General features: G+C 55.5%; 25 protein-coding genes and 1 riboswitch. Of the genes, 16 read left to right on the top strand and 9 right to left on the bottom strand.

Features of this window, described 5'->3' with window-relative positions; genetic code table 11:
• Positions 1 to 140: 140 nt before the first annotated feature.
• A complete protein-coding gene (gene moaA / locus AUP42_RS17935; RefSeq protein WP_062952930.1) occupies positions 141 to 1139 on the top strand; it encodes a GTP 3',8-cyclase MoaA in 999 nt (332 codons plus the stop codon).
• A gap of 35 nt (positions 1140 to 1174) precedes the next feature.
• Positions 1175 to 2311: an FAD-dependent monooxygenase gene (locus AUP42_RS17940; protein ID WP_062952931.1), complete on the top strand. Its 1137-nt coding sequence runs from the start codon at positions 1175 to 1177 to the stop codon at positions 2309 to 2311.
• Here the strand turns inward: AUP42_RS17940 and AUP42_RS17945 are convergent.
• Both AUP42_RS17945 and AUP42_RS17950 read right to left on the bottom strand, forming a co-directional pair.
• Positions 2308 to 2694, bottom strand: a complete 387-nt coding sequence (locus tag AUP42_RS17945) for a GIY-YIG nuclease family protein (protein WP_231858338.1) — start codon at positions 2692 to 2694, stop codon at positions 2308 to 2310. The genes AUP42_RS17940 and AUP42_RS17945 overlap by 4 nt on opposite strands.
• A gap of 77 nt (positions 2695 to 2771) precedes the next feature.
• Positions 2772 to 3278 carry a glyoxalase superfamily protein gene (locus AUP42_RS17950; protein WP_062952933.1) on the bottom strand — a complete coding sequence of 169 codons (507 nt, stop codon included), beginning with the start codon at positions 3276 to 3278 and terminating at the stop codon, positions 2772 to 2774.
• Positions 3279 to 3606: 328 nt separating this feature from the next.
• On the opposite strand from AUP42_RS17950, the gene AUP42_RS17955 reads away from it, so the two are divergent.
• From AUP42_RS17955 to AUP42_RS17970, 4 genes are all read left to right on the top strand, one after another.
• Complete coding sequence (locus tag AUP42_RS17955; protein ID WP_062952934.1) at positions 3607 to 3840, top strand: BolA family protein; 234 nt, start codon at positions 3607 to 3609, stop codon at positions 3838 to 3840.
• A gap of 198 nt (positions 3841 to 4038) precedes the next feature.
• Entirely contained in the window at positions 4039 to 4947 is a 909-nt protein-coding gene (gene rarD / locus AUP42_RS17960; RefSeq protein ID WP_062952935.1) for an EamA family transporter RarD, read from the top strand.
• A gap of 97 nt (positions 4948 to 5044) precedes the next feature.
• Complete coding sequence (gene grxD, locus AUP42_RS17965; RefSeq protein ID WP_007091305.1) at positions 5045 to 5380, top strand: Grx4 family monothiol glutaredoxin; 336 nt, start codon at positions 5045 to 5047, stop codon at positions 5378 to 5380.
• Between the two features lie 224 nt (positions 5381 to 5604).
• A complete protein-coding gene (locus AUP42_RS17970; RefSeq protein ID WP_062953014.1) occupies positions 5605 to 7821 on the top strand; it encodes a mechanosensitive ion channel family protein in 2217 nt (738 codons plus the stop codon).
• Between the two features lie 133 nt (positions 7822 to 7954).
• Here the strand turns inward: AUP42_RS17970 and rpsD are convergent, their stop codons facing one another.
• Positions 7955 to 8572: a 30S ribosomal protein S4 gene (gene rpsD, locus AUP42_RS17975; protein ID WP_062952936.1), complete on the bottom strand. Its 618-nt coding sequence runs from the start codon at positions 8570 to 8572 to the stop codon at positions 7955 to 7957.
• A gap of 195 nt (positions 8573 to 8767) precedes the next feature.
• The gene (locus AUP42_RS17980) at positions 8768 to 9559 is read right to left on the bottom strand and encodes an RNA methyltransferase (RefSeq protein WP_082824836.1); all 792 of its coding nucleotides are present in this window, start codon (positions 9557 to 9559) and stop codon (positions 8768 to 8770) included.
• Between the two features lie 298 nt (positions 9560 to 9857).
• Positions 9858 to 9965, top strand: a riboswitch (guanidine-I (ykkC/yxkD leader).
• A gap of 106 nt (positions 9966 to 10071) precedes the next feature.
• Here AUP42_RS17980 and AUP42_RS17985 point away from each other — a divergent pair.
• The 5 genes from AUP42_RS17985 (at position 10072) to AUP42_RS22000 (ending at position 14779) form a co-directional block, all read left to right on the top strand.
• A complete protein-coding gene (locus AUP42_RS17985) occupies positions 10072 to 11142 on the top strand; it encodes a putative urea ABC transporter substrate-binding protein (RefSeq protein WP_062952937.1) in 1071 nt (356 codons plus the stop codon).
• A 174-nt stretch (positions 11143 to 11316) separates the two neighbouring features.
• Positions 11317 to 12138, top strand: coding sequence for an ABC transporter permease (locus tag AUP42_RS17990; protein WP_062952938.1), 822 nt, complete (start codon positions 11317 to 11319; stop codon positions 12136 to 12138).
• Positions 12138 to 12956: an ABC transporter ATP-binding protein gene (locus tag AUP42_RS17995; protein ID WP_062952939.1), complete on the top strand. Its 819-nt coding sequence runs from the start codon at positions 12138 to 12140 to the stop codon at positions 12954 to 12956. Before AUP42_RS17990 ends, AUP42_RS17995 begins: the two co-directional genes overlap by 1 nt.
• A 55-nt stretch (positions 12957 to 13011) precedes the next feature.
• The gene (locus AUP42_RS18000) at positions 13012 to 14250 is read left to right on the top strand and encodes an agmatinase family protein (RefSeq protein WP_062952940.1); all 1239 of its coding nucleotides are present in this window, start codon (positions 13012 to 13014) and stop codon (positions 14248 to 14250) included.
• Positions 14251 to 14254: 4 nt separating this feature from the next.
• Positions 14255 to 14779, top strand: a complete 525-nt coding sequence (locus AUP42_RS22000) for a hypothetical protein (RefSeq protein WP_062952941.1) — start codon at positions 14255 to 14257, stop codon at positions 14777 to 14779.
• A 59-nt stretch (positions 14780 to 14838) separates the two neighbouring features.
• Here the strand turns inward: AUP42_RS22000 and cimA are convergent, their stop codons facing one another.
• Complete coding sequence (gene cimA / locus AUP42_RS18010; RefSeq protein ID WP_062953016.1) at positions 14839 to 16452, bottom strand: citramalate synthase; 1614 nt, start codon at positions 16450 to 16452, stop codon at positions 14839 to 14841.
• Between the two features lie 280 nt (positions 16453 to 16732).
• Here cimA and AUP42_RS18015 point away from each other — a divergent pair, with 280 nt between their 5' ends.
• The 3 genes from AUP42_RS18015 to AUP42_RS18025 all read left to right on the top strand — a co-directional run bounded on the left by AUP42_RS18015 (position 16733) and on the right by AUP42_RS18025 (position 18710).
• Positions 16733 to 16993, top strand: coding sequence for a hypothetical protein (locus AUP42_RS18015; RefSeq protein ID WP_062952942.1), 261 nt, complete (start codon positions 16733 to 16735; stop codon positions 16991 to 16993).
• Positions 16994 to 17223: 230 nt separating this feature from the next.
• Positions 17224 to 17910: a DsbA family oxidoreductase gene (locus tag AUP42_RS18020; protein WP_007091292.1), complete on the top strand. Its 687-nt coding sequence runs from the start codon at positions 17224 to 17226 to the stop codon at positions 17908 to 17910.
• 146 nt (positions 17911 to 18056) lie between these two features.
• Entirely contained in the window at positions 18057 to 18710 is a 654-nt protein-coding gene (locus AUP42_RS18025) for a LysE family translocator (protein WP_062952943.1), read from the top strand.
• Positions 18711 to 18727: 17 nt separating this feature from the next.
• Here the strand turns inward: AUP42_RS18025 and AUP42_RS18030 are convergent, their stop codons facing one another.
• Both AUP42_RS18030 and AUP42_RS18035 read right to left on the bottom strand, forming a co-directional pair.
• The gene (locus AUP42_RS18030) at positions 18728 to 19435 is read right to left on the bottom strand and encodes a DUF6064 family protein (RefSeq protein WP_062952944.1); all 708 of its coding nucleotides are present in this window, start codon (positions 19433 to 19435) and stop codon (positions 18728 to 18730) included.
• Entirely contained in the window at positions 19435 to 20373 is a 939-nt protein-coding gene (locus AUP42_RS18035) for an aldo/keto reductase (RefSeq protein ID WP_062952945.1), read from the bottom strand. The genes AUP42_RS18030 and AUP42_RS18035 overlap by 1 nt, the downstream gene beginning before the upstream one ends.
• Before the next feature lie 171 nt (positions 20374 to 20544).
• Between AUP42_RS18035 and AUP42_RS18040 the strand changes: the two genes are divergently transcribed.
• Positions 20545 to 20910 (top strand): MerR family transcriptional regulator, encoded by a 366-nt coding sequence (locus AUP42_RS18040; protein ID WP_062952946.1) that lies wholly within the window; start codon positions 20545 to 20547, stop codon positions 20908 to 20910.
• Positions 20911 to 20938: 28 nt separating this feature from the next.
• Positions 20939 to 21334, top strand: coding sequence for a carboxymuconolactone decarboxylase family protein (locus tag AUP42_RS18045; RefSeq protein ID WP_062952947.1), 396 nt, complete (start codon positions 20939 to 20941; stop codon positions 21332 to 21334).
• A 57-nt stretch (positions 21335 to 21391) separates the two neighbouring features.
• Here the strand turns inward: AUP42_RS18045 and cysS are convergent, their stop codons facing one another.
• Positions 21392 to 22771 (bottom strand): cysteine--tRNA ligase, encoded by a 1380-nt coding sequence (cysS, locus tag AUP42_RS18050; protein ID WP_062952948.1) that lies wholly within the window; start codon positions 22769 to 22771, stop codon positions 21392 to 21394.
• 66 nt (positions 22772 to 22837) lie between these two features.
• Complete coding sequence (locus AUP42_RS18055; RefSeq protein WP_062952949.1) at positions 22838 to 24190, bottom strand: glutamate--tRNA ligase; 1353 nt, start codon at positions 24188 to 24190, stop codon at positions 22838 to 22840.
• Positions 24191 to 24198: the final 8 nt, after the last annotated feature.

The following is a 24198-nucleotide window of genomic DNA, read 5'->3' on the forward strand; positions in this document are numbered from 1 at the left end:
GTTTTTTTGTCCTATCTGACGGAAAGGTGATGATTTCATCGCAAATCGGGGTGGCCAAATCGATCCCCTCTGTGCAAAAGTCGAACTTGCGAACTACATAGCGTTTCCGGACCCGCAAAACAGAAACAAGCGCCATCGCCATGACCAGACCGCTGATCGACAAATATGGCCGTCACGTATCCTACCTACGGGTATCGGTGACAGACCGTTGTGACTTCCGCTGCACCTATTGCATGGCCGAAAGCATGATCTTTCTGCCAAAATCCGAAGTCCTGACACTTGAGGAACTCGATCAGCTCTGTTCGGCCTTCATCGCACGCGGAGTGCGCAAATTGCGCCTGACCGGTGGCGAACCGCTGGTGCGCCGTGGCATCATGGACCTGATCAGGGATTTGTCGCGCCATCTTAAATCCAGCGCGCTTGACGAACTGACCATGACGACGAATGGCAGCCAGCTTGCCACCTATGCCGATGATCTGGCGCGCCTTGGTGTCAAACGGCTCAACATCTCGCTTGATAGCCTTGATCATCAGAAATTCGCCGAAATCACCCGCCGCGGCCGCCTTGAACAGGTGTTAAGCGGGCTTGAAGCCGCCAAACAGGCGGGGATCAAGATCAAGATCAACACGGTCGCCCTTCGCAATTTTAACGAAGACGAAATTTCCCGTCTTGTCGCCTGGTGTGGCAAGGAAGGCTTTGATCTGTGCCTGATTGAAACCATGCCGCTTGGCGATATCGACGGGGATCGCACCGATCAGTATCTGCCACTGACCGCAGTTCGTGAACGGCTGGAACAGGAATATACTCTGGTGCCCAGCAACCATGTCACCCCCGGCCCGGCACGCTATGTCACGGTGGCGGAAACCGGAGGGCGTCTTGGTTTCATCACGCCGCTTACCCATAATTTCTGCGAAGGCTGCAACCGCGTGCGCGTGACCTGCACCGGCACACTTTACATGTGCCTTGGGCAGGAAGACCACGTTGATCTGCGCGCAGCCCTGCGTTCGGGCGAGGCCGAAGCCCTTGACCGGCTGCTTGACGAAGCCATGCTGCTTAAACCCAAGGGGCATGATTTCGTCATCGACCGCAAAGGTCAGAAACCGGCAGTCGGCCGTCATATGAGCATGACCGGCGGCTGATCCGGACATCACTCCATTCCAGTCACAGGCATAAAATGAAAATTCTGATTGTCGGCGGCGGTATCGCCGGTTTGTCTGCGGCCATTGCCCTGCAAGGCGACGGGCACGACATCACGATTGTCGAAACCCATGATGGCTGGAAACCGGCCGGGGCCGGGTTGCACCTGCCCGGGAATGCGATGGCGGCCCTTGGTGCACTTGGCATTGATCAGGATGTTGCGGCCAAATCCTGCGCCTTTCCGCGACTGGACTATTTCGATCATCGTGACGGGAAACTGTTTTCGCTTGAAACAGAACAGCTCGGCTGGCCAACATTTCAGGCCCTGACGCGCAGCGACTTTCACGAAATCCTGTGCACCAAACTGACAACACCAACCATCCGGTTTGGTCTTTCCGTATCCGCCATTCACCATGAACCCTATCAGGCGCAGGTAAGTTTTACCGACGGCGCAAGCAGCAGCTTTGATCTTGTGATCGGTGCGGATGGCATCAATTCAGCCGTTCGGCGTCTGGCTTTTGGCGCGGAACATATGCCGCAGCCAACCGGTTATATCTGCTGGCGCTGGATCACGGATTATCCCTTTGGCCTGACCGCGCCCAAATTCATTATCGGTCACGGGCAGGTCATTCTGGTAATGCCGGTGGGTGGCAACAGGTTTTACATTTATGCCAGCACCTATGACCCGGGCGAAAGAATACGCGACCTGCCGGCAGGCGAACTCGCCGCGCATTTTGCCCGGTTTGAGGGCCCGGTACGAGAGATGCTAGGCGCAATTGGCACGGACACCATTATTCACGAAGGCCGTCTTCAGCAAATGGTCATGCCCGAATGGGTTACGGGCCGTGTGATCCTGATCGGGGATGCGGCACATGGAACGCTTCCGACCATGGCACAGGGGGCAACCCAGTCGATCAAGGATGGCTTGGCACTGGCGGATGCTCTTCGCACACAACCCGATATCAAAACTGCCCTTGCCAGTTGGCAGGCAACGCGCCTGCCCGAAGCACATTGGGTGCAGCAACAATCCCTGCAACGCATGGGTTTTGCCAAAATCCGTGGCAAGGCAGGTGTCTGGTTGCGCAATACCCTGATGAGCAAGATTGGCCCAAAGATTGTTGCGTCGGGTTTCCGCCCCCTTATTGACGGCACGGCGGGCACGCAGAAGGATTAAGCCGATACACTGGCTTCAACCATTGCCGCCATCCCGGCGGCATGGCTTTCCGCCACCAGCAAATGCGCCGGGCAGCTTATGCAGTCTGAACTGCCAAAACCCGCGATTGGCGCATTGATGCCCTTCACAGCCGCCAATGCCATACGCAAATCGCATTCGCATCCGCCGGGCACCACCAATGCCGCAACCACCCGCCCGATGCCGATGGTCAATTCATCGACATGCCAGTGCGGCTTTTTATCCAACCGGCAATGACGTTTGACACGGGCCGCAATGCCTCCCGGCCCGTTGGCCGAACCGCAATAAAAATAAGTTCCCTGACGCAGGATCGCTCCCGCGAAGCGTTTGTTCCGTAAAGCCAGATCAGCAGAAAGCTCGATCAAGAGAATGTAGGCTCCGGCAACTTTGGGAAGCTGCCGGAGGGTTTCGGGATTTATGTCCACAAGAAGCTCAGTCACTGTCACAGCAGCAAATCAACCGAAAGACCGGGGCCGCGCGTACCATTGGCAAGTACGGGTTCGCAATCCTCGTTGATCCGCGAAGCAATGCGTTGTCGCAGGGCGCTGAAACGTTCCGATGTCACGACATCAACCGGTCGATCCAGATGGACTTCGATCCGGTAGACACCGCCGACCGGGGTTTTGGTGACACCGCGAATTTGCCCGCACACCGCGTGCCCCAGATAGGACCCGGCAAACCGTTTGCCGATACCAAGATCGGCGATCCGAACCGGTTCGCGTTTGCGCGTCATTGCAATCGCAGTGTTCCAGTCACGAAAACCGTGGCTTTGCGCCAGAAGTTCAAGGCTGCCGGCGTGGGAAACCGTCAGGTTACGGCTGGCAAGTGCGTTGCGCAGGCGTTTTGCCTGTGCCTTGAGCATACCGGCGGAATCAACCGATCCAATTTTCGCGAAATCGGCTGATGTCTGCTCCGGTTTTGCGGACAGGTTTTCAGAAGTTTGGCTCATTTTCGTCTCCTGACAGGAGGCCGGGTGTCCGCATTGCTGGTCCGGCGTCAAAGAAAACGGGGAACCGATAAAATCGTCTGCATCACTTTACCATGGGCAGATGCCCGGCGGACGGCCGGTGTGAGCAACCGCGATTTTCCTAGCGCAATCTGCCGCGAAACACAAGCATCGCCGCATCTTTGACCTTGTGAAGCACTTCGCGGCTTGCAGAAATTGACAGCCCCCACAGGGACAACATATACCAGAATTAACAAATATCGCCGGGCACCCGGATGGATGCGCAAAACAGGGCGCAAGGGTGTCCGACCAATTATAAGGAATTAACGCCATGGCCATGGAAGCCCACGAAATCGAAACGATGATCAAGGAAGCCCTTCCCGATGCGCAGGTCCGCATCGAGGACCTGCGCGGCGATGGCGACCATTATGCTGCAATCGTTGTATCCGAGTCCTTCCGCGGCAAAACCCGCGTGATGCAGCACCAGATGATCTATTCCGCACTCAAGGGCAAAATGGGCGGCGAACTGCACGCCCTTGCACTGCAGACATCTGCGCCGGAATAAATTCCGGCTGAAAATGACCGCTTGCGAACGCCACCCCTGATCGCATCCGGCCAGAAGCATGACGGGCGCCGATGACATTCGGCGTCCCAAATGTTCGACCTTCCCGCGACTTCCGGTCGGCCCTGCCGACTAACAATTGTTTTGCCAGTACCGGCACATGCCATTTGTGCCCCACAAAATGACCATGGTTCAATAACGATGACATCATCCCAAAAACCGGCTTTGATCGGTGCCGGACCACTGGCCGGGCTTGGTGCCTTTGTCATCTGGGGCTTTCTGGGCTTCTATTTCAAAATCATCGATTTCGCGAGCCCGTTTGAAATTCTCGCCCATCGCATTCTATGGTCCGCGATCCTGACATTAACGCTGGTTTTTGTTCTGAAACGTCGCGCCCGGTTGTGGGAACTGCTGTCATCCAGGCGCACCATGGGGCTTTTGTTTCTGAGCAGCCTGCTGATTGCCGGGAACTGGGTAATTTATATCTGGTCGGTTCATATCGGGCATGCGCTTGAGGCCAGCCTTGGCTATTATATAATGCCGCTGATCATGCTGATCCTTGGCCGCATCTTCTTTGGCGAAAAACTCAATCGCATACAGATCGTCTCCGTACTGGTCTGCTTTGCCGGAGTTCTGAATCTTCTGGTGTTTTTCGGCTCCCTGCCATGGATCGCGCTTAGCCTGTCTTTGCTGTTCGGCTTTTACGGGGTGATCCGCAAATTTGTCCCGGCTGACCCGATTGCCGGGCTTTTTATCGAATGTCTGCTGCTATCCCCAATGGCATTTGGCTATCTGGTCTGGCTCGGCATGTCGGGCAATATGGCCTTCGGCAATCTGGGAATCGGCAATGATATTTTGCTGATATCGCTTGGCGCGGTAACGACAATTCCGCTGGTGCTGTTTGCCTTTGCTGCCCGGAACATGAAGTTTTCCGCTCTTGGGCTGATGCAATATCTCAACCCGACGATCCAGTTCTTCGTCGCGGTGTTGCTGCTTGGCGAAACCTTTACCAAGGCACATATGATAACCTATGCGCTGGTCTGGGTCGGACTTGGCATTTTTACATGGGATAATCTGCGGACCGCACGGCAATTGCGCCGCAAGAGTTGACAGAACCGCCCCTTCCAGCCATATCTTCGGCCATAAAACCATAACCTGAAATATCGCGGCAGAGAGATCGCCGCCTTTGCAGCCAAGGACAACCAACATGACCGACAATCCGGTTTTTGATCGCATCCAGAAAGACATCAACGATAACGACGTCGTTCTGTTCATGAAGGGCACCTCGATGTTCCCGCAATGCGGTTTCTCGGCCGCCGTCGTGCAGGTCCTTGCCGAACTCGGCGCGCCGTTCAAGGACATCAACGTTCTGGTCGACCCGGCAATCCGCCAGGGCATCAAGGACTTCTCGAACTGGCCGACCATTCCGCAGCTTTACGTCAAAGGCGAATTCGTTGGCGGTTGCGACATCGTTCGTGAAATGTATGCCTCGGGCGAACTGGCCCAGCACCTGAAAGACAAGGGCGTTGCTGTCGCTGCCTGAAAAGGCGGATGACACAGACCCGATCCGGCCTGACAGCCGAAGATATGAAACGCGCCGTGCGGATGCCCGGCGCGTTTTTTATTGCCCTGCTGCGATTTCCATCACCTCAAGCCCTGCGTGCATATGGGCTGACGTCGTAAAACTATTCCTTGAAGGCCCTGTTTGCCTGTACCATCTTCCAGATGGGAATTCGTTTTTACGAACAGGACGTTGGGCGGGACATTATGAAAATCACAACAAAAATCCTGATGTGCCTCGGGCTCTGGCTGCTGGTGGCCGGCACTGTGTCAGCTATCGCAGACAGGGCACATGCACAGGCTGCCTTGGCTACAATGGCCGCCCAAAACGAAGTACAGACCACGGAAACAACCGATCCGTCCGATGATGCCTTGTCCGAGACGGCTGAAACGACCTTCAGCTATTACGACTTTCTTGATGCCGGGGTTGCACGAACCCGCGAACAGATCGCAGATACCTTTACCGGTCTTGAAACCTTTCCCGATGAAATGGCACGAACCGGTGATTTCCTGGCATCGGACATCGGCCGCAGGGGACTGATGCGCCTTGCGCTGTTTACCGTGATCTTTGTCGGTGTCGGATTGATCGTCGAATTCCTGTATCGCCGCGCTGCGGCCCCGCTTTGCAGCTATCTTGAAGCACAGCACCCCACCAGGTTTTTCGACCGGCTGCGTCAAATGGCGCTTTTATCCGTCCTGTCGCTGCTGTCTTTGACGGTCTTTGCCATCGGCTCGATCGGTGCCTTCATGATCTTTGACTGGCCCCCCCTGATGAAGGGAGCACTCCTGTCACTGCTCGCCGCGTTCTTTGTCCTGCGTCTCGTCATGATCGTGCTGCAATTCCTGTTTGCGCCACAGGCCGAAGGCCTTCGGATGATCAATGTGGATCCACAGACTGCAGCAACACTGACGCGCACCATCACCATCGCAAGTGGCGTTTCGTTATCTGCCTTTGCGCTGGCGGGGGTTTTTCGGCAATCACCGGCAATGGTACATGGCGACATCATCCTTTTTGATATCGCGGTCGTGATCAGTGTCCTGGCCTTTTGCCTCGCAACGGTTTCGCTGGCACGTTATTTCGCCACTCACCAGCTCACGGGCGCAGTTGAAAAGATTGCCCTGCCCGTATCGCTTGCCCGTTTATGGCCCGTCATTGTCTGCGCCTATCTGATTGCACTCGGCGCGACGACCATTCTGGCGGCAGACCGCTTCATGAAGTGCCTGCTGGCGATTGGCATTGCCTGCCTGTTTGATGCTATTTTCCGCAACATCATCGAAAGCCAGCATCGCAAAAAAGCCCGACTGGCCGAAGCCGAAGCAGATGCGATCAATGCCCGTGCCGAAGCCGCCGCGGTGGAGGCCGAGGAAGAATTCAAACCAGTTCAGCCGGACCTTCCGGTCTTTACCCCAGTTCTGAAACGTGGTGTGCGGTTACTCGCCATCGTCTTTGTCCTTGCCAGCTTCTGGCGCATCTGGGGATTTGATCGCCTTGCGCTGGCCGAGGATGCCGGGATCATTGCGCGTGCGCTTGATGCCTCGACCGAGATCATCATGATCCTGCTGATTGCCGACCTGGTCTGGTCCCTGATCAAGGCATTCCTTGACGAACGCATGAGCCAAAGCGGTGCTGGAGATGGACATGGCGACGGCGAAGGTGGCGGTACCGGGTTATCGAGGATTGAAACCCTTTTGCCGCTTCTGAAAAACTTCGCGCTTACCGTCATCGTCATCATGGTGGTGATGGTGACATTGTCAGCACTTGGCGTTGATATCGGCCCGTTGATCGCCGGTGCCGGGGTTGTTGGCCTTGCCATCGGCTTTGGCAGCCAGGCACTGGTACGTGATGTGGTCGCTGGGGTTTTCTTCCTGCTTGATGATGCCTTCCGGCTTGGTGAATATATCGAGGTCGATAACCTGCGCGGGCGGGTCGAAAATATCTCAATCCGGTCAATGCAACTGCGCCATCACCGTGGCCCCCTCCAAACCGTGCCCTTTGGCGAAATCAAATCGATTGTGAACCACAGCCGCGACTGGGTGATCGTCAAACTTGAATTCCGCGTACCGTTCGAAACCGACGTCAACAAGATCAAGAAACTGGTCAAAAAGCTGTCTGCCGAACTGCTGGAAGATCCGCTGATCGGTGACAGCTTTATCGAACCGCTGAAATCGCAGGGCGTCCGTCGGATGGAAGAATTCAACATGGTGATCGGGCTTAAATATACCTCCAAGCCCGGTGAACAATTCACCATCCGCAAAACCGTCTATCAAAGCGTTCTGGCGATGTTCAAGGAAAACGGCATCCACATGGCATCCCGCAATGTGAAGGTCGATGTGCCCGACGACGCGACACCGGAACAGAAAAAAGAAGCGATTGCCGCAGCCGCACAGCAGGCATCCGAACAGATCGCCCCGCCAAAGGGCTAACCCGTCGCACGATCCGAAATCAAAAGCCCCGCACAGCAAACCGTGCGGGGCTTTTTGATGAGGGCTGACAAAGCAAAACGCCCGCTGTTTCCAGCGGGCGTTCTGTGTTCGTCTTCGCGAAATCCGATAAGGATTAACGCGAGTAGAATTCGACGACCAGGTTCGGCTGCATCTGAACCGGGTACGGGATTTCTGCGAATTTCGGAACGCGAACGAAAGTGCCTTTGAAGGCCTTCGCATCAACGTCGAGATATTCCGGAACGTCGCGTTCGTTCAGGTTGGCAGCTTCCATAACCATCGGGATTTCGCGCGAAGCCTGCTTGACTTCAACAACGTCGCCTTCTTTAACAAGGTAAGAAGGAATGGTGACTTTCTTGCCGTTGACAAGAATGTGGCCGTGGTTAACGAACTGACGTGCTGCGAACACGGTCGGAACGAATTTCATACGGTAGATAACGGCATCAAGACGGGTCTCGAGAATACCGACCAGCGTTTCGGAAGTATCGCCCGGACGACGCGATGCTTCTTTGTAGTAACGCAGGAACTGTTTTTCGGAGATGGAGCCGTAGTAGCCTTTAAGCTGCTGTTTGGCGAACAGCTGGGTGCCGTAATCGGTCGGCTTTTTACGGCGGGTCGCGCCGTGCATGCCCGGTGCATATTCGCGCTTGTTCAGCGGCGATTTTGCACGGCCCCAGAGGTTCACGCCAAGGCGGCGGTCAATCTTATGCTTTGCAGCAATACGTTTCGACATTTTGTAACTCTCTTTTTTAAGATCACTTTATTGTCCCGATAGTTTCCTGTTTCGGTTACCCCAAACAGGAACGGGGACGAAAACACCCGTTTCGCCCCACTTTCTCGGAAGTGAGGCGCAATATAGAGATCAAGACCGCAGAGTCAAACGAAAAGAATCACCCAAACACCAGCTTTGCCGCCATGTCCGCGAGCGTCACGCTTTGAATTTGCCGCCCCGCATAGCAACGATCATGCCGCGAAGTGTCTGAACTTCCTGATGGGTCAGGTTGGCGCGGTTGAAAATATTGCGGATATTGCGTGCCATATTCGGGCGTTTTGCCTCCACCCGGAAGAAGCCGGAATTGTCCAGTTCCGCCTCAAGATGTTCGAACAGACGGTCAAGTTCGTCCCGGGTGGCCGGAAAGGTATCGTTCATCATCATCTGGTAGTCGGGCACATCAACACCGGCCTGCCACCATTCATACCCGATCAGCAACACCGCCTGCGCCAGATTAAGCGACGTGAAACCGGGGTTAAGCGGTACGGTTACAACCGCATCGGCCATCGAAATATGTTCGTTGCGCACACCGGTGCGTTCCGGACCGAACAGCACCCCGACCTTTTCCCCCCGCGAGACATTGGCACGCATTTCAGGCGCCAGCCCCTTTGGGGTAAAGACCGGCTTGATCGCGTCGCGCGTCCGCGCGGTCGTCACATAAACCCGGTTCAGATCCGCCAGCGCATCTTCTTCGCGCTCGAACACCTTGGTATTGTCGATGACAATATCAGCCCCTGATGCATTGGCCGTCGCCCGTTCATTGGGCCAGCCATCACGTGGCCGCACCAGACGCAGGTCAACCAACCCGCAATTAAGCATGGCGCGCGCCGCCTTGCCGATATTATCGCCAAGCTGCGGTTCAATCAGGATGATGACAGGCGGATTGGCGATACCGCCGGTTTCGGGTCTTGCGCCATCCGGCATAGCCGCGTTTGCGACGTCGCTCATCGCTTGAATTCTCCGGTCTTTGCATGGGGTGAAGTGCGGGCATGCCCGTCAATATTGGCGTTTCTTTACCAAAAGCCAATGCACGATACCAGCACACATTACACACACGAATAATGCATACATTTTGAACATTTTTATTTTTATGGTGATTTTTTAATCATAAATTGTGCGGTGCATATATGCATTTCGCACGAGGGGCAGCGCCACCAACACCAGTATTATCCTTTATTTCCATATCATTACCGTCATCCGAAGATACATTTCAGGTGACTGGCATATACATTGCTTCTGTTTGATTGTGCAGCGCGCCTAGGGTTCCGGTTCCGAAAGGGATGCTGGTCCGAGAGGCGCAAGCCGGTCGACGTTTCATAGACCGGTGACACGGCGGGCCAAAATCCCGGGAGACAACTGCACAGGTTTGTCGCGCGCAAGCCTTCTCCCGGTTTGTGTGCAAGAGCCTTTCTTGAATTGACTGATCCGAAGTGATCCGCAAAACAAGCAGGAGCGCACACATGTTAAAGACGTTTTTTAAAACACTTTCGTTTGCCGCCGTCCTTTCTGCCTCTCTGGCTTCCCTGCCCGCCCACGCCGAAGAAAAATCCGAATTCAAAGTCTGCTGGTCGATCTATGTCGGCTGGATGCCGTGGGGCTATCTGCAAGACAGCGGCATCATGAAAAAATGGGCCGACAAATACGACATCTCGGTCGATATCGTGCAGATCAACGATTACGTTGAATCGATCAATCAATATACCGCTGGCGAATATGACGGCTGCTCCATGACAAATATGGACGCGCTTTCGATCCCGGCCGGTGGCGGGGTTGATACCACCGCCCTGATTGTTGGCGATTATTCCAACGGAAATGACGGTATCATCCTGAAAGACGCAACCGACCTTGCCGCGATCAAGGGGCAGAATGTCAATCTGGTCGAACTTTCCGTTTCCCATTATCTGCTGGCACGCGCCCTTGAAAAAGTCGGGCTGTCCGAACAGGACGTCACCGTCGTCAATACATCCGATGCCGACATGATCGCGACCTATGCCACCGATGATGTAACATCGGTCGTGACGTGGAACCCGCTTCTATCGGAAATCGCCGCCAACGATAATGCAACGCTTGTCTTTGACAGTGCGGGAATTCCCGGCGAAATCATCGATATCATGATGGTCAACACCGAAACCCTTGCCGACAACCCCGCATTTGGCAAGGCACTGGTCGGTGCATGGTATGAACTGATGGGCATTATGGCATCCGACACGGACGAAGGCATTGCCGCACGCACTGCAATGGCCGAAGCATCTGGAACCGACCTTGCCGGATATGACGCCCAGCTTGCCAGCACGGCGATGTTCTTTACCCCGGACAAGGCCGTTGAATTCACAAAATCGGCCGAGCTTCCCGAAACCATAAAATTTGTCGCCGAATTCCTGTTCGACAAGGGTATCCTTGGCGAAGGCGCACCAAGCCCGGAATTTGTCGGCGTCAGCTTCCCGGATGGCAGCATCTATGGCGACAGCGCCAATGTGAAACTGAAATTCGACACGACCTATATGGAAATGGCCGCCAAGGGCGAACTTTGAGCGCAGCGTGTTCGCGTCACCACGCGCTTTGCTGATTAATGCTGTTTAACTCTGTCGGCCATCCGGCCCGGTAACATTCATTGCACCGGTTGCTTCGGGTTCGGATGGCCGACCTTTGTGAACTTTGCCCCGTTTTGACACCTATACCGTTTTTGCAATTGCACGGTGACGGCCATGCGTATCATCAACCGCACTCTTTCAAGACGCGCGGCCATATTGCTGGGTTCGACCCCGTTTGCGCTTTTGATCGGGGCCTATGCCATCGCAAGCCATCTGCGACGGATCGATAATCCGGCGGACAAACTGCTGCCGTCACTAAGCAGCATGGGGGATGCGATCTGGCGCATGGGGTTCGAGGCCGACAAACGGTCGGGCGATTATCTGCTGTGGCTTGATACGGTCGATAGCCTGTCGCGCCTTACGGTTGGTATCTTCATTTCCACCCTGCTTGCCATCGGGCTTGGCATTTCCATCGGCTTCATTCCGCATATCAGGCGCGGGCTGGCACCGTTTGTCGCCACCCTGTCACTGATCCCACCGATTACCATTCTGCCGATCCTGTTCATCATTTTCGGATTGGGCGAAACATCCAAGGTGATGCTGATTACGATCGGCACCGCCCCCGTCATGATCCGCTGCGTGTCGCAGGCGGTGATGGAAATCCCGCGCGAACTGATCATCAAGGCAGAAACGCTGGGCGCATCAACATGGCAAATGATCACCCGTGTAGTACTGCCGCAAGTCATGCCCAAACTGATCACCGCCATCCGGCTTGGCCTTGTCCCGGCATGGATATTCCTGATTTCGGCCGAGGCCATCGCATCCACGAGCGGCCTTGGCTATCGCATTTTTCTGGTACGGCGTTACCTCGCGATGGATGTGATCCTGCCTTATGTCACGTGGATCACGCTTCTGGCCTTCATCCTTGACCGGTTGCTGTTGATGGCATCGCGCAGGGCTTTTCCGTGGAACCACCTTTCGGGGGATAGTCTGTGATGCGCGACCCGAAATTCATGATCCGCAACCTGAGCAAGTCTTACGGTGAATATCCGGTGCTTGAGCGCATCAATCTGGATATCGAAGCCGGGGCGTTCTGCACGCTGGTCGGGGCATCGGGCTGTGGCAAATCGACCTTTTTGCGTATGCTGCTGTCCCAGGAACTGCCAAGTGGCGGTAATATCCTGATGGATGGCGTCCCATTGCCGCAACAACCGACACCGGATCGCGGCATCGTATTTCAGCGTTATTCGGTTTTTCCGCATCTGACCGTTGCCGAAAACCTGACGATCGGGGCCGAATTTGCCGCGCGCAAATTGACCGGCCGCCTGTTTGGCCGTGCGCGCAAAAAGGCCCGCGACGACGTTGCCGACCTGCTTGAAACCATCGGCCTGTCGCCAGCGGCCAACAAATATCCCAGCCAGCTTTCGGGCGGCATGCAGCAACGCCTTGCCATTGCACAGGCCCTGACGATGAAGCCCGGCGTGCTGTTACTCGACGAGCCGTTTGGCGCGCTTGATCCGGGTATTCGCAATGACATGCATGAATTGCTGCTGGGCCTTTGGAAGGCGCACGACATGACAATCTTCATGGTCACGCACGACATCCACGAGGCGTTCAAGCTCGGCACAAGGATGCTGGTGTTTGACAAGCTGCGCGACGATCCGGTCACACCCGAAGCCTATGGTGCGACCATCACATATGACCTGCCGATTGATCTGTCTGCGGCACCGCCTCCCGGTGCCAATGGCGAAACCAATGAAACCGACGGCATGAATTTCTCGGCCGCCCTGATAGCGACCATGCCCGTTCCCTGATCTCGAACCCGAAAGCCAACCCCACAAAGACTGACGCAACCCGAAGGAAACAACCATGCGCGATTTCTTTGCCCCCCAAAATGTCCGCCGACATCGCGTGGCCGGAACATTGCCCGCCCCCACTGCAACCCGCCACCACCACCCGAATTTCGACAAGCTGCAGTTGCGCGGCTGGAAATCGGCGGAAAAAGAAGCCCTGCTGCCATCAGCCGCTTGGGAAAAGGAAAAGCAGTGGGCGCTTCGCATGGGTCTGACCGGGTCCGATTGTCTGACTGATAAATCAATCCCGACCTTTGCCCGGGGCGAACTGCCCCACTATGCCGGGATCAACACGTTTCTGAAGGCACCCTATATCGAAGACGTTACCAAGGTCGGCGCCTATGATGCAGCCGTGATCGGTATCCCGTTTGACGGTGGCACGACATACCGGCCCGGCACGCGTTTCGGCCCGCAGGGGGTTCGCAAAATATCCGCCCTTTACACGCCCTATAACTATGAAATGGGGGTTGATCTTCGCGAACAGATGACGCTGTGCGATGTGGGCGATGTTTTCACCATCCCGGCCAATATCGAAAAGACCTTTGATCAGATCACGCGCGCGGTCAGCCACGTCGCATCCAGCGGCGCACTTCCGATCATGATCGGCGGCGATCATTCCATTGGTTTTCCGTGTGTGCGCGGCATTGCGCAATGCACATCCAAACGCATCGGCATCGTCCATTTCGACCGCCATATCGACATTCAGGAAAAGGACCTTGATGAACGCATGCACACCACGCCGTGGTTCCATGCCACCGATCTGGTCAATGTTCCGGCGGTGAACCTTGTGCAGGTCGGCATTGGTGGCTGGCAGGTCCCGCGCGAAGGGGTCGAAGTTGCGCGCAAACGCAATACCAACATCTTCACCATGCGCGATGTCGAGGAACTCGGACTGGCCGAAACCGCGGCGCGCGCGCTTGAAATGGCATGGAAGGATGCGGATGCTGTCTATATCTCGTTTGATATCGACAGTGTCGATTGCGGGTTCGTTCCGGGCACCGGCTGGCCGGAACCTGGCGGCTTCCTGCCGCGCGAGGCACTGGAACTTGTATCGCTCGTCGCCGCCGAAGGCATTTGCGGGCTTGAGGTCGTTGAGGTTTCCCCGCCCTATGACTGTTCGGACATTACCGCCCTGCTGGCAACGCGCGTGATTGTCGATGTGCTGGGCACACTGGTGTCGCACGGCAAAATGGGATCGCATCGCGGCATCATCGACAAACCGGTAAGCATCCCCGCCGGCTCGGATGTGGAGTAACCCGATGCCCCATGATCATCCCCACACCCACACGCATCATCAACATGGTCACGACCACCATCATCATGATGTCGGGCACAACCACTCACACGGACCGGGGCATAATCACACCCCGGACCACGATCACCTGCATTCGCATGTCCACGGCCAAAGCGACGCCGACCATGCCGAAGAATTACAGGTCCTGTCCTCAAGCTTCGTCGAAGGCTTCCGCAAGGCCGATGACAAGGCAAGCTACCTTCGCCTTGCCGACATCCCGTTTCAAAAGACCGGCAAGGACGGCCTGACCATGCATCTGGTCGATGCCAAAATCACCACGCACTGGCAAATCGGCACCGCCTGCCCGGCCTTTGCCACCCGCGAACTGGCCTATCTGCCGTTTCCCGGCAGCATGATCGAGGAACGCGAAACCATGACATTCACCTATGTCTCGATGACCGAACGCGCCGATATCGATTTGCTAAGCTTCATAGCCGAACGCTTCGGGCATACGCACACTTATGACCACCTGCATCACCATCACAGCTAAAACAAAAAGGGCGCGGATCAAACCGCGCCCTTTTGCAATTTTATCGCCTAAACCAAGAGTCACGCGTGCTGGCTTCGAACCCCGGACTTGAACAGCTTATAGGTGATCGAGTCCCGAAGCGCGTTATAGGACGCCTCGATAATGTTGGTTGAAACACCAACTGTTGACCAACTATTGCCCTCGGCATCGCGGCTTTCGATCATGACGCGGGTCACGGCACGCGTACCATCACCACGTGTTATGATGCGGACCTTATAGTCGATCAGTTCGATCTGCTGCACGGCTTCGACATATTCCGGCACGGTCAGAAGCACCTTGCGCAATGCCGCATCAAGCGCGTTGACCGGACCATTACCCTCGGCCACGGACATGAACTGTCCATCGCCGACCACGACCTTGACGGTCGCTTCGGACATCGTAATGACCTGTTCATCCTGCTCGTCCACCCAGCGGCGTTCATCAATCACGCGGAACGATGTCACACGGAAATAACGGTCAAGCTCGCCCAGTGCCTTGCGCGCCAAAAGTTCGAAACTGGCTTCGGCACCGTCATAGGCATAACCATCAAATTCGCGCTGCTTGACCGCTTCGACAAGCTTGCCGACCGCATCGGATTTCGGATCGACCTCGACCCCGATTTCGCGGAACCGGGCCAGAATATTTGAACGCCCCGCCTGATCTGACACAAGAATATGACGCTGGTTTCCGACAAGCTCCGGCTCGATATGCTCGTAACAGGCCGGATTCTTCTCCACGGCGGACACATGCAATCCACCCTTATGCGCGAATGCACTGTCACCGACATAGGCCGCCTGACGGGTTGGCTCGCGGTTAAGCCGTTCATCAAGGATGTGCGAAATCCGACGCAGATGGGATAGCTGTTCATGCGAAATGCCAACGTCATAGCCCATCTTCAGCATCAATGTCGGGATGATTGAAATCAAGTTGGCATTGCCGCACCGCTCACCCAGACCATTCAACGTACCCTGCACCTGCCGTGCCCCGGCGCGGACCGCCGCCAAAGAGTTCGCCACCGCATTCTCGGTATCGTTATGGCAGTGAATGCCGACATTTCCACCCGGAACATGGGAACAAACATCGGTGACAATGTCGAAAATCTCATCGGGCAGAGTGCCACCATTGGTATCGCACAGGACAACCCAGCGCGCACCGGCCTCGTAGGCCGCCTTGATTGCTGCAAGAGCATAGTCTCGGTTGGCCTTGTAGCCATCAAAGAAATGCTCCGCATCGAACATGACTTCGGAAACCTGGCTTTTGAGATGTGCGATGGATTCCGAAATCATCGCAATGTTCTCCGAAAGCTCGATCCCGAGCGCCTCGGTCACCTGAAAATCCCAGCTTTTACCGACCATGCAAACAATCGGCGCGCTTTGTGCAAGCGTCGTCAATCCCGGATCGTTTGATGCCGAACGCCCCGCGCGCCGCGTCATACCAAATGCCGTCAGTTTCGAATTTTTAAGTTTCGGTGGATTGGCAAAGAATGCGTCATCTGTGGGGTTTGCACCTGGCCAGCCGCCTTCAATATAGTCAATCGACAGCTCGTCCAGTGCCTTGGCAATTGCGGTTTTGTCCGCTGCCGAAAAATCCACGCCCTGGGTCTGCTGCCCGTCGCGCAAGGTACTGTCGTATAAATAGACGCGCTTGTCTGACATATTCATTCCAAAACTGATCGATCTTCTCTTGTTCCGGCATGTGCCGGACGGTCTGGCAAATTGCCGCAAAACCGTCATTTACGCAACCGCATTACAAGACATGCCAATTATGCGCTGCTTTTTGCCCAAAATCGCCTAATTGCCCACCTTTAGGATAGCAAACCTGTCCCCCTGAATGGTTGTAAAGGCATGGTAGTAATGATTAACTCTACCATACATTGTGAAGTGACTGGGAATACACCCCCATTTCTTCGGGCTTCGCATGGATAGGGACACCAAGATGGCATTGAAAGCCGCCGAAGATTTTGACGTTATGCTGCTTGCGGGTCTGACTTGGCACCGTGCTGGCAAAAACAGTTGGACGGCGTCCGACCGTTTCGCCGCTTACACGATCTTTCTCGAACCTGATGACCGCTGGTACGGTCAATGGGAACGTGACGGCGAAAAAACGGCGGCAGACTGGTCCTGTCCTACCCTTGAAACCTTTGCCGAATATATGGTCGACAACGCCCGTCGCCAGAATATCGACGGCATGGATTGAAATTCGCCTCCCCTGTTGGCCGCGCTGCCATCAGAAGCGTCCCACGTGCACACCCCGAAACTCGGATTAGATGATTAATCTACCTCCCCCCGCCGAGTTGTTGCACATATGACGGCCTGTCTCCCCCGGACAGGCCGTTTCTTTTAAGCCCGCGCATTTCTGTCCTTGCGTTTGGCTTCATACCGCTTATGTGTGACCCATCCAGATATTCATAAGACAAGGCACAATTCATGAGCAACGGCATCCCGATGCAGATCGATATCGTCTCCGACGTTGTCTGCCCCTGGTGCATCATCGGCTACAAAAACCTTGAACAGGCGATTGAGCGTCTGGACGGTCAGGTCGACATCAAACTGCGCTGGCACCCGTTCGAACTGAACCCGGATATGGGTCCCGAAGGCCAGAACCTGTCGGAACATATCAAGGAAAAATACGGCCTGACCCCGGATCAAAGTGCGGAAAATCGCGACCGTATTTCGATGATGGGTGAAAATGTCGGCTTTGACATCCGCTTTAGCTCGGACAGCCGCATCTACAATACCTTTGATGCGCACCGGATGCTTTATTGGGCGGGCAAGGAAGGCAAACAGACCGAACTGAAACTGGCCCTGTTCCGCGCCTATTTCCAGGAAGGCGAAAATCCCGGCGATCACGGCGTGATCAAACGCGCCGCCGAGGAGGTTGGTCTGTCACCGGAAAAGGCAGACGAAATTCTTGGCAGCGACATGTTCGCCAAGGAAGTCCGCGCCGAAGAGGAAGAATTCCGCAATGCCGGTATTTCATCGGTTCCGACCTATGTCGTGAACGGCAAATACGCCATTTCCGGCGGCCATCCGCCCGAAGTTTTCGAACAGGCATTGTCCGAAATCGCCCGTCAGGTCGAGGTTGCCGACGACGAAGTCATTTTTGAAGACTGATACCGTCATCGGATATGATCATCCAAAGCCCCGGTTGCCTTTCGCACCGGGGCTTTTGCATTCTCGACAGAACTACAACCGGGGCGTACAGTTTTCATGCCGCCACCACGGCATGTTTGCCACCATGTTTGACAAAGGATCGCCCCATGATCGACTTTGCCGATATCGCCCCCTATTTGCCGGGGATATTTCTTGCCTATGCCGCCCTTCTTATGGGCTTGATCAGCCCAGGCCCTGCCTTGCTGGGTCTGATGGGTGTCTCGCTTGAACGCGGGCGCCGTGCCGGTCATTGCTTTGCCATCGGGATCGGAACAGGTTCGCTTTGCATTGGCATTCTGACCCTGACGGGTCTGTCCGCCCTTCTGGCAAGCTGGGCCGATGCCATGACCATCATTCGCATTGCCGGCGGGATTTATCTTTTATGGCTGGCTTTCAAGGCATTTCGTTCTGCTTTCCGACCCGCCCAACCGGCTGGCGATGCCATTCCGCGCGACAATAAAACCATCTCGCCGGTCGGGTATTTCAGTCGTGGGCTGAGCCTTCACCTGACAAATCCCAAGGCAATCCTGACATGGATTGCCATCATCTCCATCGGCTTTGCCGATGGCACGCCACTTTGGGTAGGATGGGTGATCGTGATTGGCTGTGGCACGATTTCAACACTTGTGCATTTCGCCTATGCCACCGCCTTTTCGACCGCACCGGCGATTTCGCTGTATCGTCGCGCGGCGCGCTGGATCAATGGTTTGCTGGGTGTGTTCTTTGCCGCGGTTGGTATTCGCCTGCTTGCCGGGCGTTAAATCGCGCGACACGAACTCTAGTCATCCCCGCCGGTATCAAGCAATGACCGGCGGGTGACTCCGCTTTTCTGATCCATCCAGCCGCCAAGCACCGTCAACCAGACAGCAATCAGGGGCAGCAGCGCGATATTCTGGTCCATCACCCATAATGTCCCGCTGGACAGTACACACCACACCAACGGCACAGGCAACAGGACCCAGCGCCACGACCCGCGCGCCAGCAGGATAAAGCCAAGCGTCCCGATTACCGTCGGATCGGCGGCACTGCCAAACAGTTCCGCCTGTATCAGGTCGCGCCCTTCGATCAGACCGACAAAGGGATAGACGAAAATCGCAATCACGGTCATCACCACCCCGGCAATGCTGGAAAAATCACCGCGCCAGCCAAATCGCAACGGCATCCGGCGCGCGGCAAACATCACCATCAACAATGCCTCTGTGATAAATGCCGGAATGAAATAAGGGATTATCCAGTTGATCGGCTGGTAATAATACCAAAGGAAGCCCGCAGTCACCCAGCCCCAGATCATCGCCAACAGTACAAGCGCCACCCGGTTGCCGCGATTGCCGTGCCGGACGGAAAGGCCAAAGGTGATGATCCCTGCTACCAATGCGGCGGTAACCGCAAGCCACCATGTGGTATTCAGCGTTTCAAACAGCCGGTAATAAACGCGCGGCGAAAATAGCAGAAAATCTGCCAGACTGTAGCTCCACCACTCGCTCATCACAGAACCCCGATCACGGCAGCAATACGTTGGCGCATGTCGTCATCGGGCATTGGGCCGGTGGCCGCCTGCATGTTTTCCATGGCGTGCATCGGCTGTGTCGTTGCCGGGATCGGACAGGTCACCGCCGGATGGGAAATCAGATACTTCAGGATCAACTGCGCCCAGCTTCGTACTTCGATCTCGGCGGCAAATTCCGGCAGTTTTTCACCTTCAAGCCGATCAATCAGATGGCCGCCCTGAAACGGTCGGTTGACGATCACGGCAATCCCGCGTTCCAAGGCCAGCGGCAGCAGGTAACCCTCGACCTTGCGATCCACCGGGTTATAGGTGACCTGTACGAAATCAAGCGGCGTGTTTTTCATCACCGCGATCAGATCATCGGTACGCCTGCCATGCGACGTCGTCACGCCGACATAACGCAGTCGTCCGGCATCCTTCATATCGAACAGAAGCGGCAGATTGTCGTTGATCCCCACCAGATTATGGACCTGCAACAGGTCAAACTTTTCGATGTTCCAGTAATCGGATGTTTCGGCGATCTGTTCTGCACCGTCATCCGATGTCCAGACCTTGTCGGTTGAAAATACCCGATCACGCGCTCCCAGTTTATCAAGCCCGTAACCAATCACATCCTGGGACGATCCATACATCGGCGAACTGTCGATCATACGTCCGCCTCCGTCAAAAAAGGCCTGCATGACATTGGCGCATTGGTCACGCAAAACCGGATCATTACCGACATTAAACGTGATCCAGCTACCCAGACCAACCGCCGGGATCATTTCACCCGTTGACGGGATCGGCTTTTTGATCACATCAAGCACCGCACGATTATCAAGCGTTTGCGCCCAAAGCGGCTTGATCGCGCCAAAGCCCGCTGTTGCGCCAATTGCCGTCGCACCGCGCAGGAAATTCCGTCGACCCAGTAAAAACATCGCAATCCCAACATTGTCGTTTCGAACCGGTCACAGGATAGAAGGTGGTCAGAATGTCATGTCTGCGCAACTGCAAGCTGTTGCACAAACTGGCAAAAAATTTACGCTTGACCTAAAGTACACTCCAGCAGCTAGCCTTTTGAAAGTTCCCCAAGCTGAAAGGTGACCGACATGATGATTGGTGAAGTCTCGGCCAAAAGCGGTTTGCCCATTCACACGCTGCGCTATTACGAAAAAATCGGTCTTGTGCCCAAACCATCTCGCGATGCGGGCGGTCGACGGTACTATGACCCGGAAATTCTCGATTGGCTGACTTTCATAAGCCGGCTTAAGGATCTTGGCATGCCAATCCGCGACCGGGTCCGGTTTGCCCGTCTGCGCAGCGAAGGCGAACAAACAGTTGGCGAACGGCGCGAACTTCTTGAAATCTATCGGACCGGGTTGGCCCAGAAAATCGCCGAACTGACCGAAACCCTCGAAGTGCTCGATTACAAAATCGCCAATTACGACGAAATCGGTCGCAAGAAAACGGCCTGACCCCAAAAATACCTTACAGGAGCCCCTTATGGCTGAACATAAAAGCGCGCTCGATGCCGGGCGCGATGTTGTCGCACGTCTGAACCCGCCGCTTGAAGGCGCCTTGGCCGAAAAATACGATACCCTGGTGCCCGGATTTGCCGAAAGTCTTGTTGAATGGGCCTATGGCCGTCATTACGCGCGGCCCAACCTTGATCTGAAAACCCGTCAGCTTTGCACGATTTCCGCCCTGACGGTTCTGGGCGGGCAAACCGCACCGCAGCTTAAGGTCAATATCAAACATTCTCTTGCTGCCGGGGCAACGCGCGAAGAAATCATCGAAGCGATCTGGCAGATGGCGGTTTATGGCGGTCTTCCTGCCGCGATCAACGGCCTGAATGCCGCACAGGAACTGTTTGACGAACTGGACGCCACCGCCACTTAAAGAAAAAAGGCACCGCAGGTCTCCCGGCGGTGCCTTTTCCAATTCAAATGCGACGGATCAAACGCGCTTCCAGCTCGTACCGTCCTTGAAGTCTTCAAGCAGGATACCACGCGCCAAAAGATCGTTTCTGATCTGATCGGCGGTGGCAAAGTCGCGGTTTTTCTTCGCTTCGGCACGCTGCTGGATCAGACTGTTAATCTCGGCAGCTTCGTCTTCATTGGCAGAACCGGTGAACCAGGCTTCCGGATCATTTTCCAGAATCCCCAGCAACTTTGCCGCCGCCAGAACACGGCCCTTGGCTTCGGCCTTATCGTATTTCTTTGTCGCCTTGTTAAGTTCGGTCACCAGTTCATGGAATTCCGAAATCGCAAGCGGCGTATTAAGATCATCACACAGCGCGTTCAGAACCGATTCCGGCACCGGGGTGTTTTCCGGTTCGATATCGGTGGTCTGACGAAGGGCGGTATAGAACCGGTCCAGCGCCTCTTTGGCCTGACGCAGGTTTTCTTCGGTCCAGTTGATCGGCTGATGATAGTGGGTTCCCAGCATCGCCAGACGGATCGCCTCGCCCGGCCAGCTTTCGAGCAATTCATGCACGGTGACAAAGTTGCCAAGCGACTTGGACATCTTTTCACCTTCGACCATCAGATGGCCGTTATGCATCCAGTATTTGGCGTAACTAGAACCCTTGTTCGCGCAGCAGCTTTGCGCGATTTCGTTTTCATGATGCGGGAAAACCAGATCCGATCCGCCGCCATGAATGTCGAAATTCGCGCCCAGATAGCGCGTCGACATGGCAGAGCATTCAATATGCCAGCCCGGACGTCCGCGGCCCCATGGGCTTTCCCAGCCCGGCGTCTCGTCATCGGATGGTTTCCAAAGCACAAAGTCCGCCGGGTCCTTTTTATAGGGGGCGACTTCAACCCGGGCACCGGCGATCATTTCCTTGCGGTCGCGACGCGACAGTTTGCCGTATTCTTCATACTGGCCAACGGAAAACAGCACGTGCCCCTCGGCGGCATAGGCAAAGCCCTGTTCGATCAGGCTTTCGCACATCGCGATCATTTCGGCGATATGTTCGGTCGCGCGCGGTTCGATATCGGGCTTGGCGGCATTAAGCGCGCCCATATCATCCAGATAGGCCTGATGGGTGCGTTTGGTGATTTCCGAAATCGGCTCGCCACTTTGGCGGGCACGTTCGTTGATCTTGTCATCAACGTCGGTCACGTTGCGCACATAGGTCACGTTTGGATAGATATGGCGCAATACACGCACCAGCGTATCAAACACCACAACAGGCCGAGCATTACCGACATGGGCATAGTCGTAAACCGTCGGGCCGCAGACATAAAGCCGGACATGGTTGGCATCGATCGGCTCGAACACCTGCTTTTCGCGGCTTAAGGTGTCATAGATACGCAATGTGGTCTTGGTCATGTTTTCGGTCCATATGGCTTGTGTTTTCGGGTTTGCGGGTATTTCCGGCGGTCAAAGCTGTTTGCTTTAGACCGCCTTTCCACAAAGCCGCTCACACGCCTTTTCACGTCCGATCAGAACCAGCATCGCCGACATTTCCGGGCCATGTTCACGCCCCGTCAACGCCTTGCGAAGCGGCATGAAAAGATCCTTGCCCTTGCGGCCGGTCGCATCCTTGATCGCACCGGTCCATGCTTTCCAGCTGGTTGTGTCAAGGGCGCCTTCGGGCAGCATATCGGCCGCTTGTTTTAAAAATTCCGCATCGGCATCGTCGATCTGCGGGATGACCTGCTTGGTGATGACATCCCACCATTCAACCGCTTCTGCCACGCGCCAGCAATTACCGCGCACCGCATTCCAGAATTCTTCAGGCGCGCCGCCCAGGCCAAGGGCCTCAAGCTTTGGCTTTGCCGTTTCAAACGACATGTCATGAATGACTTTTTCGTTCAGGCTGGCAAGTTCCGCCGGATCGAATTTCGGGGTCGAACGGCCATAATGCGACAGATCGAATTTCCCAAGCACTTCGGTAAGCGTCGCAGGTTCGATCTTGTCCGATGCACCAAGCCCGGTCAGAAGCCCGACAAGTGATGCGACCTCGAACCCGTCATTGCGCAATTCACGCAGCGAAAGGCTGCCCAGACGTTTCGACAGCTGCGAACCACCCGGCCCTGCCAGAAGCGGCATATGGGCAAATTCAAGCGCACCGGGCTTACCACCCATCGCCATATAAAGCAGGATCTGCGACACCGTATTGGTCACATGGTCCTCGCCGCGGATAATATGGGTAACACCCATTTCAAGGTCATCAACCACGGAGCCAAGCATATACAGCAGCGATCCGTCTTCGCGGATCAGAACCGGATCGGACACATGTTCGGTATCAAACGTGCAAATCCCGCGCGTCAGGTCATCCCATTCAACCACGCCATCGGTCAGAAGGAAGCGCCAATGCGGTTTGCGCCCTTCCGCCTCAAGATGGGCGATTTCATCATCCGAAAGCGTCAATGCCTTGCGGTCATAGATGAAGGGCTGGTGACGCTGGCGGGCGGCCTTGCGTTTCCAGTTCAGTTCGCCTTCGGTTTCATAGCACGGATAAAGCATGTTGCGCGATTTCAGGTCGTCAATCGCCGCGTCATATTTGTCCTGACGCAGGCTTTGACGTTCTTCGCGGTCCCAGTCGATACCAAGCCATTTCAGGTCTTCACGGATCGCATCGACATATTCGTCTTTGGAACGGACCGGATCGGTATCGTCAAAACGCAGGATGAACTCGCCGCCATGTTTACGGGCATAAAGCCAGTTCATCATGGCAACGCGGGCATTACCGACGTGAAGAAGCCCGGTCGGGCTGGGTGCAAATCGCAGGACAGGTTTTGTCATTTCAAACT

Source organism: Thalassospira lucentensis (assembly GCF_001613805.1).
Classification (GTDB): domain Bacteria; phylum Pseudomonadota; class Alphaproteobacteria; order Rhodospirillales; family Thalassospiraceae; genus Thalassospira; species Thalassospira lucentensis_A.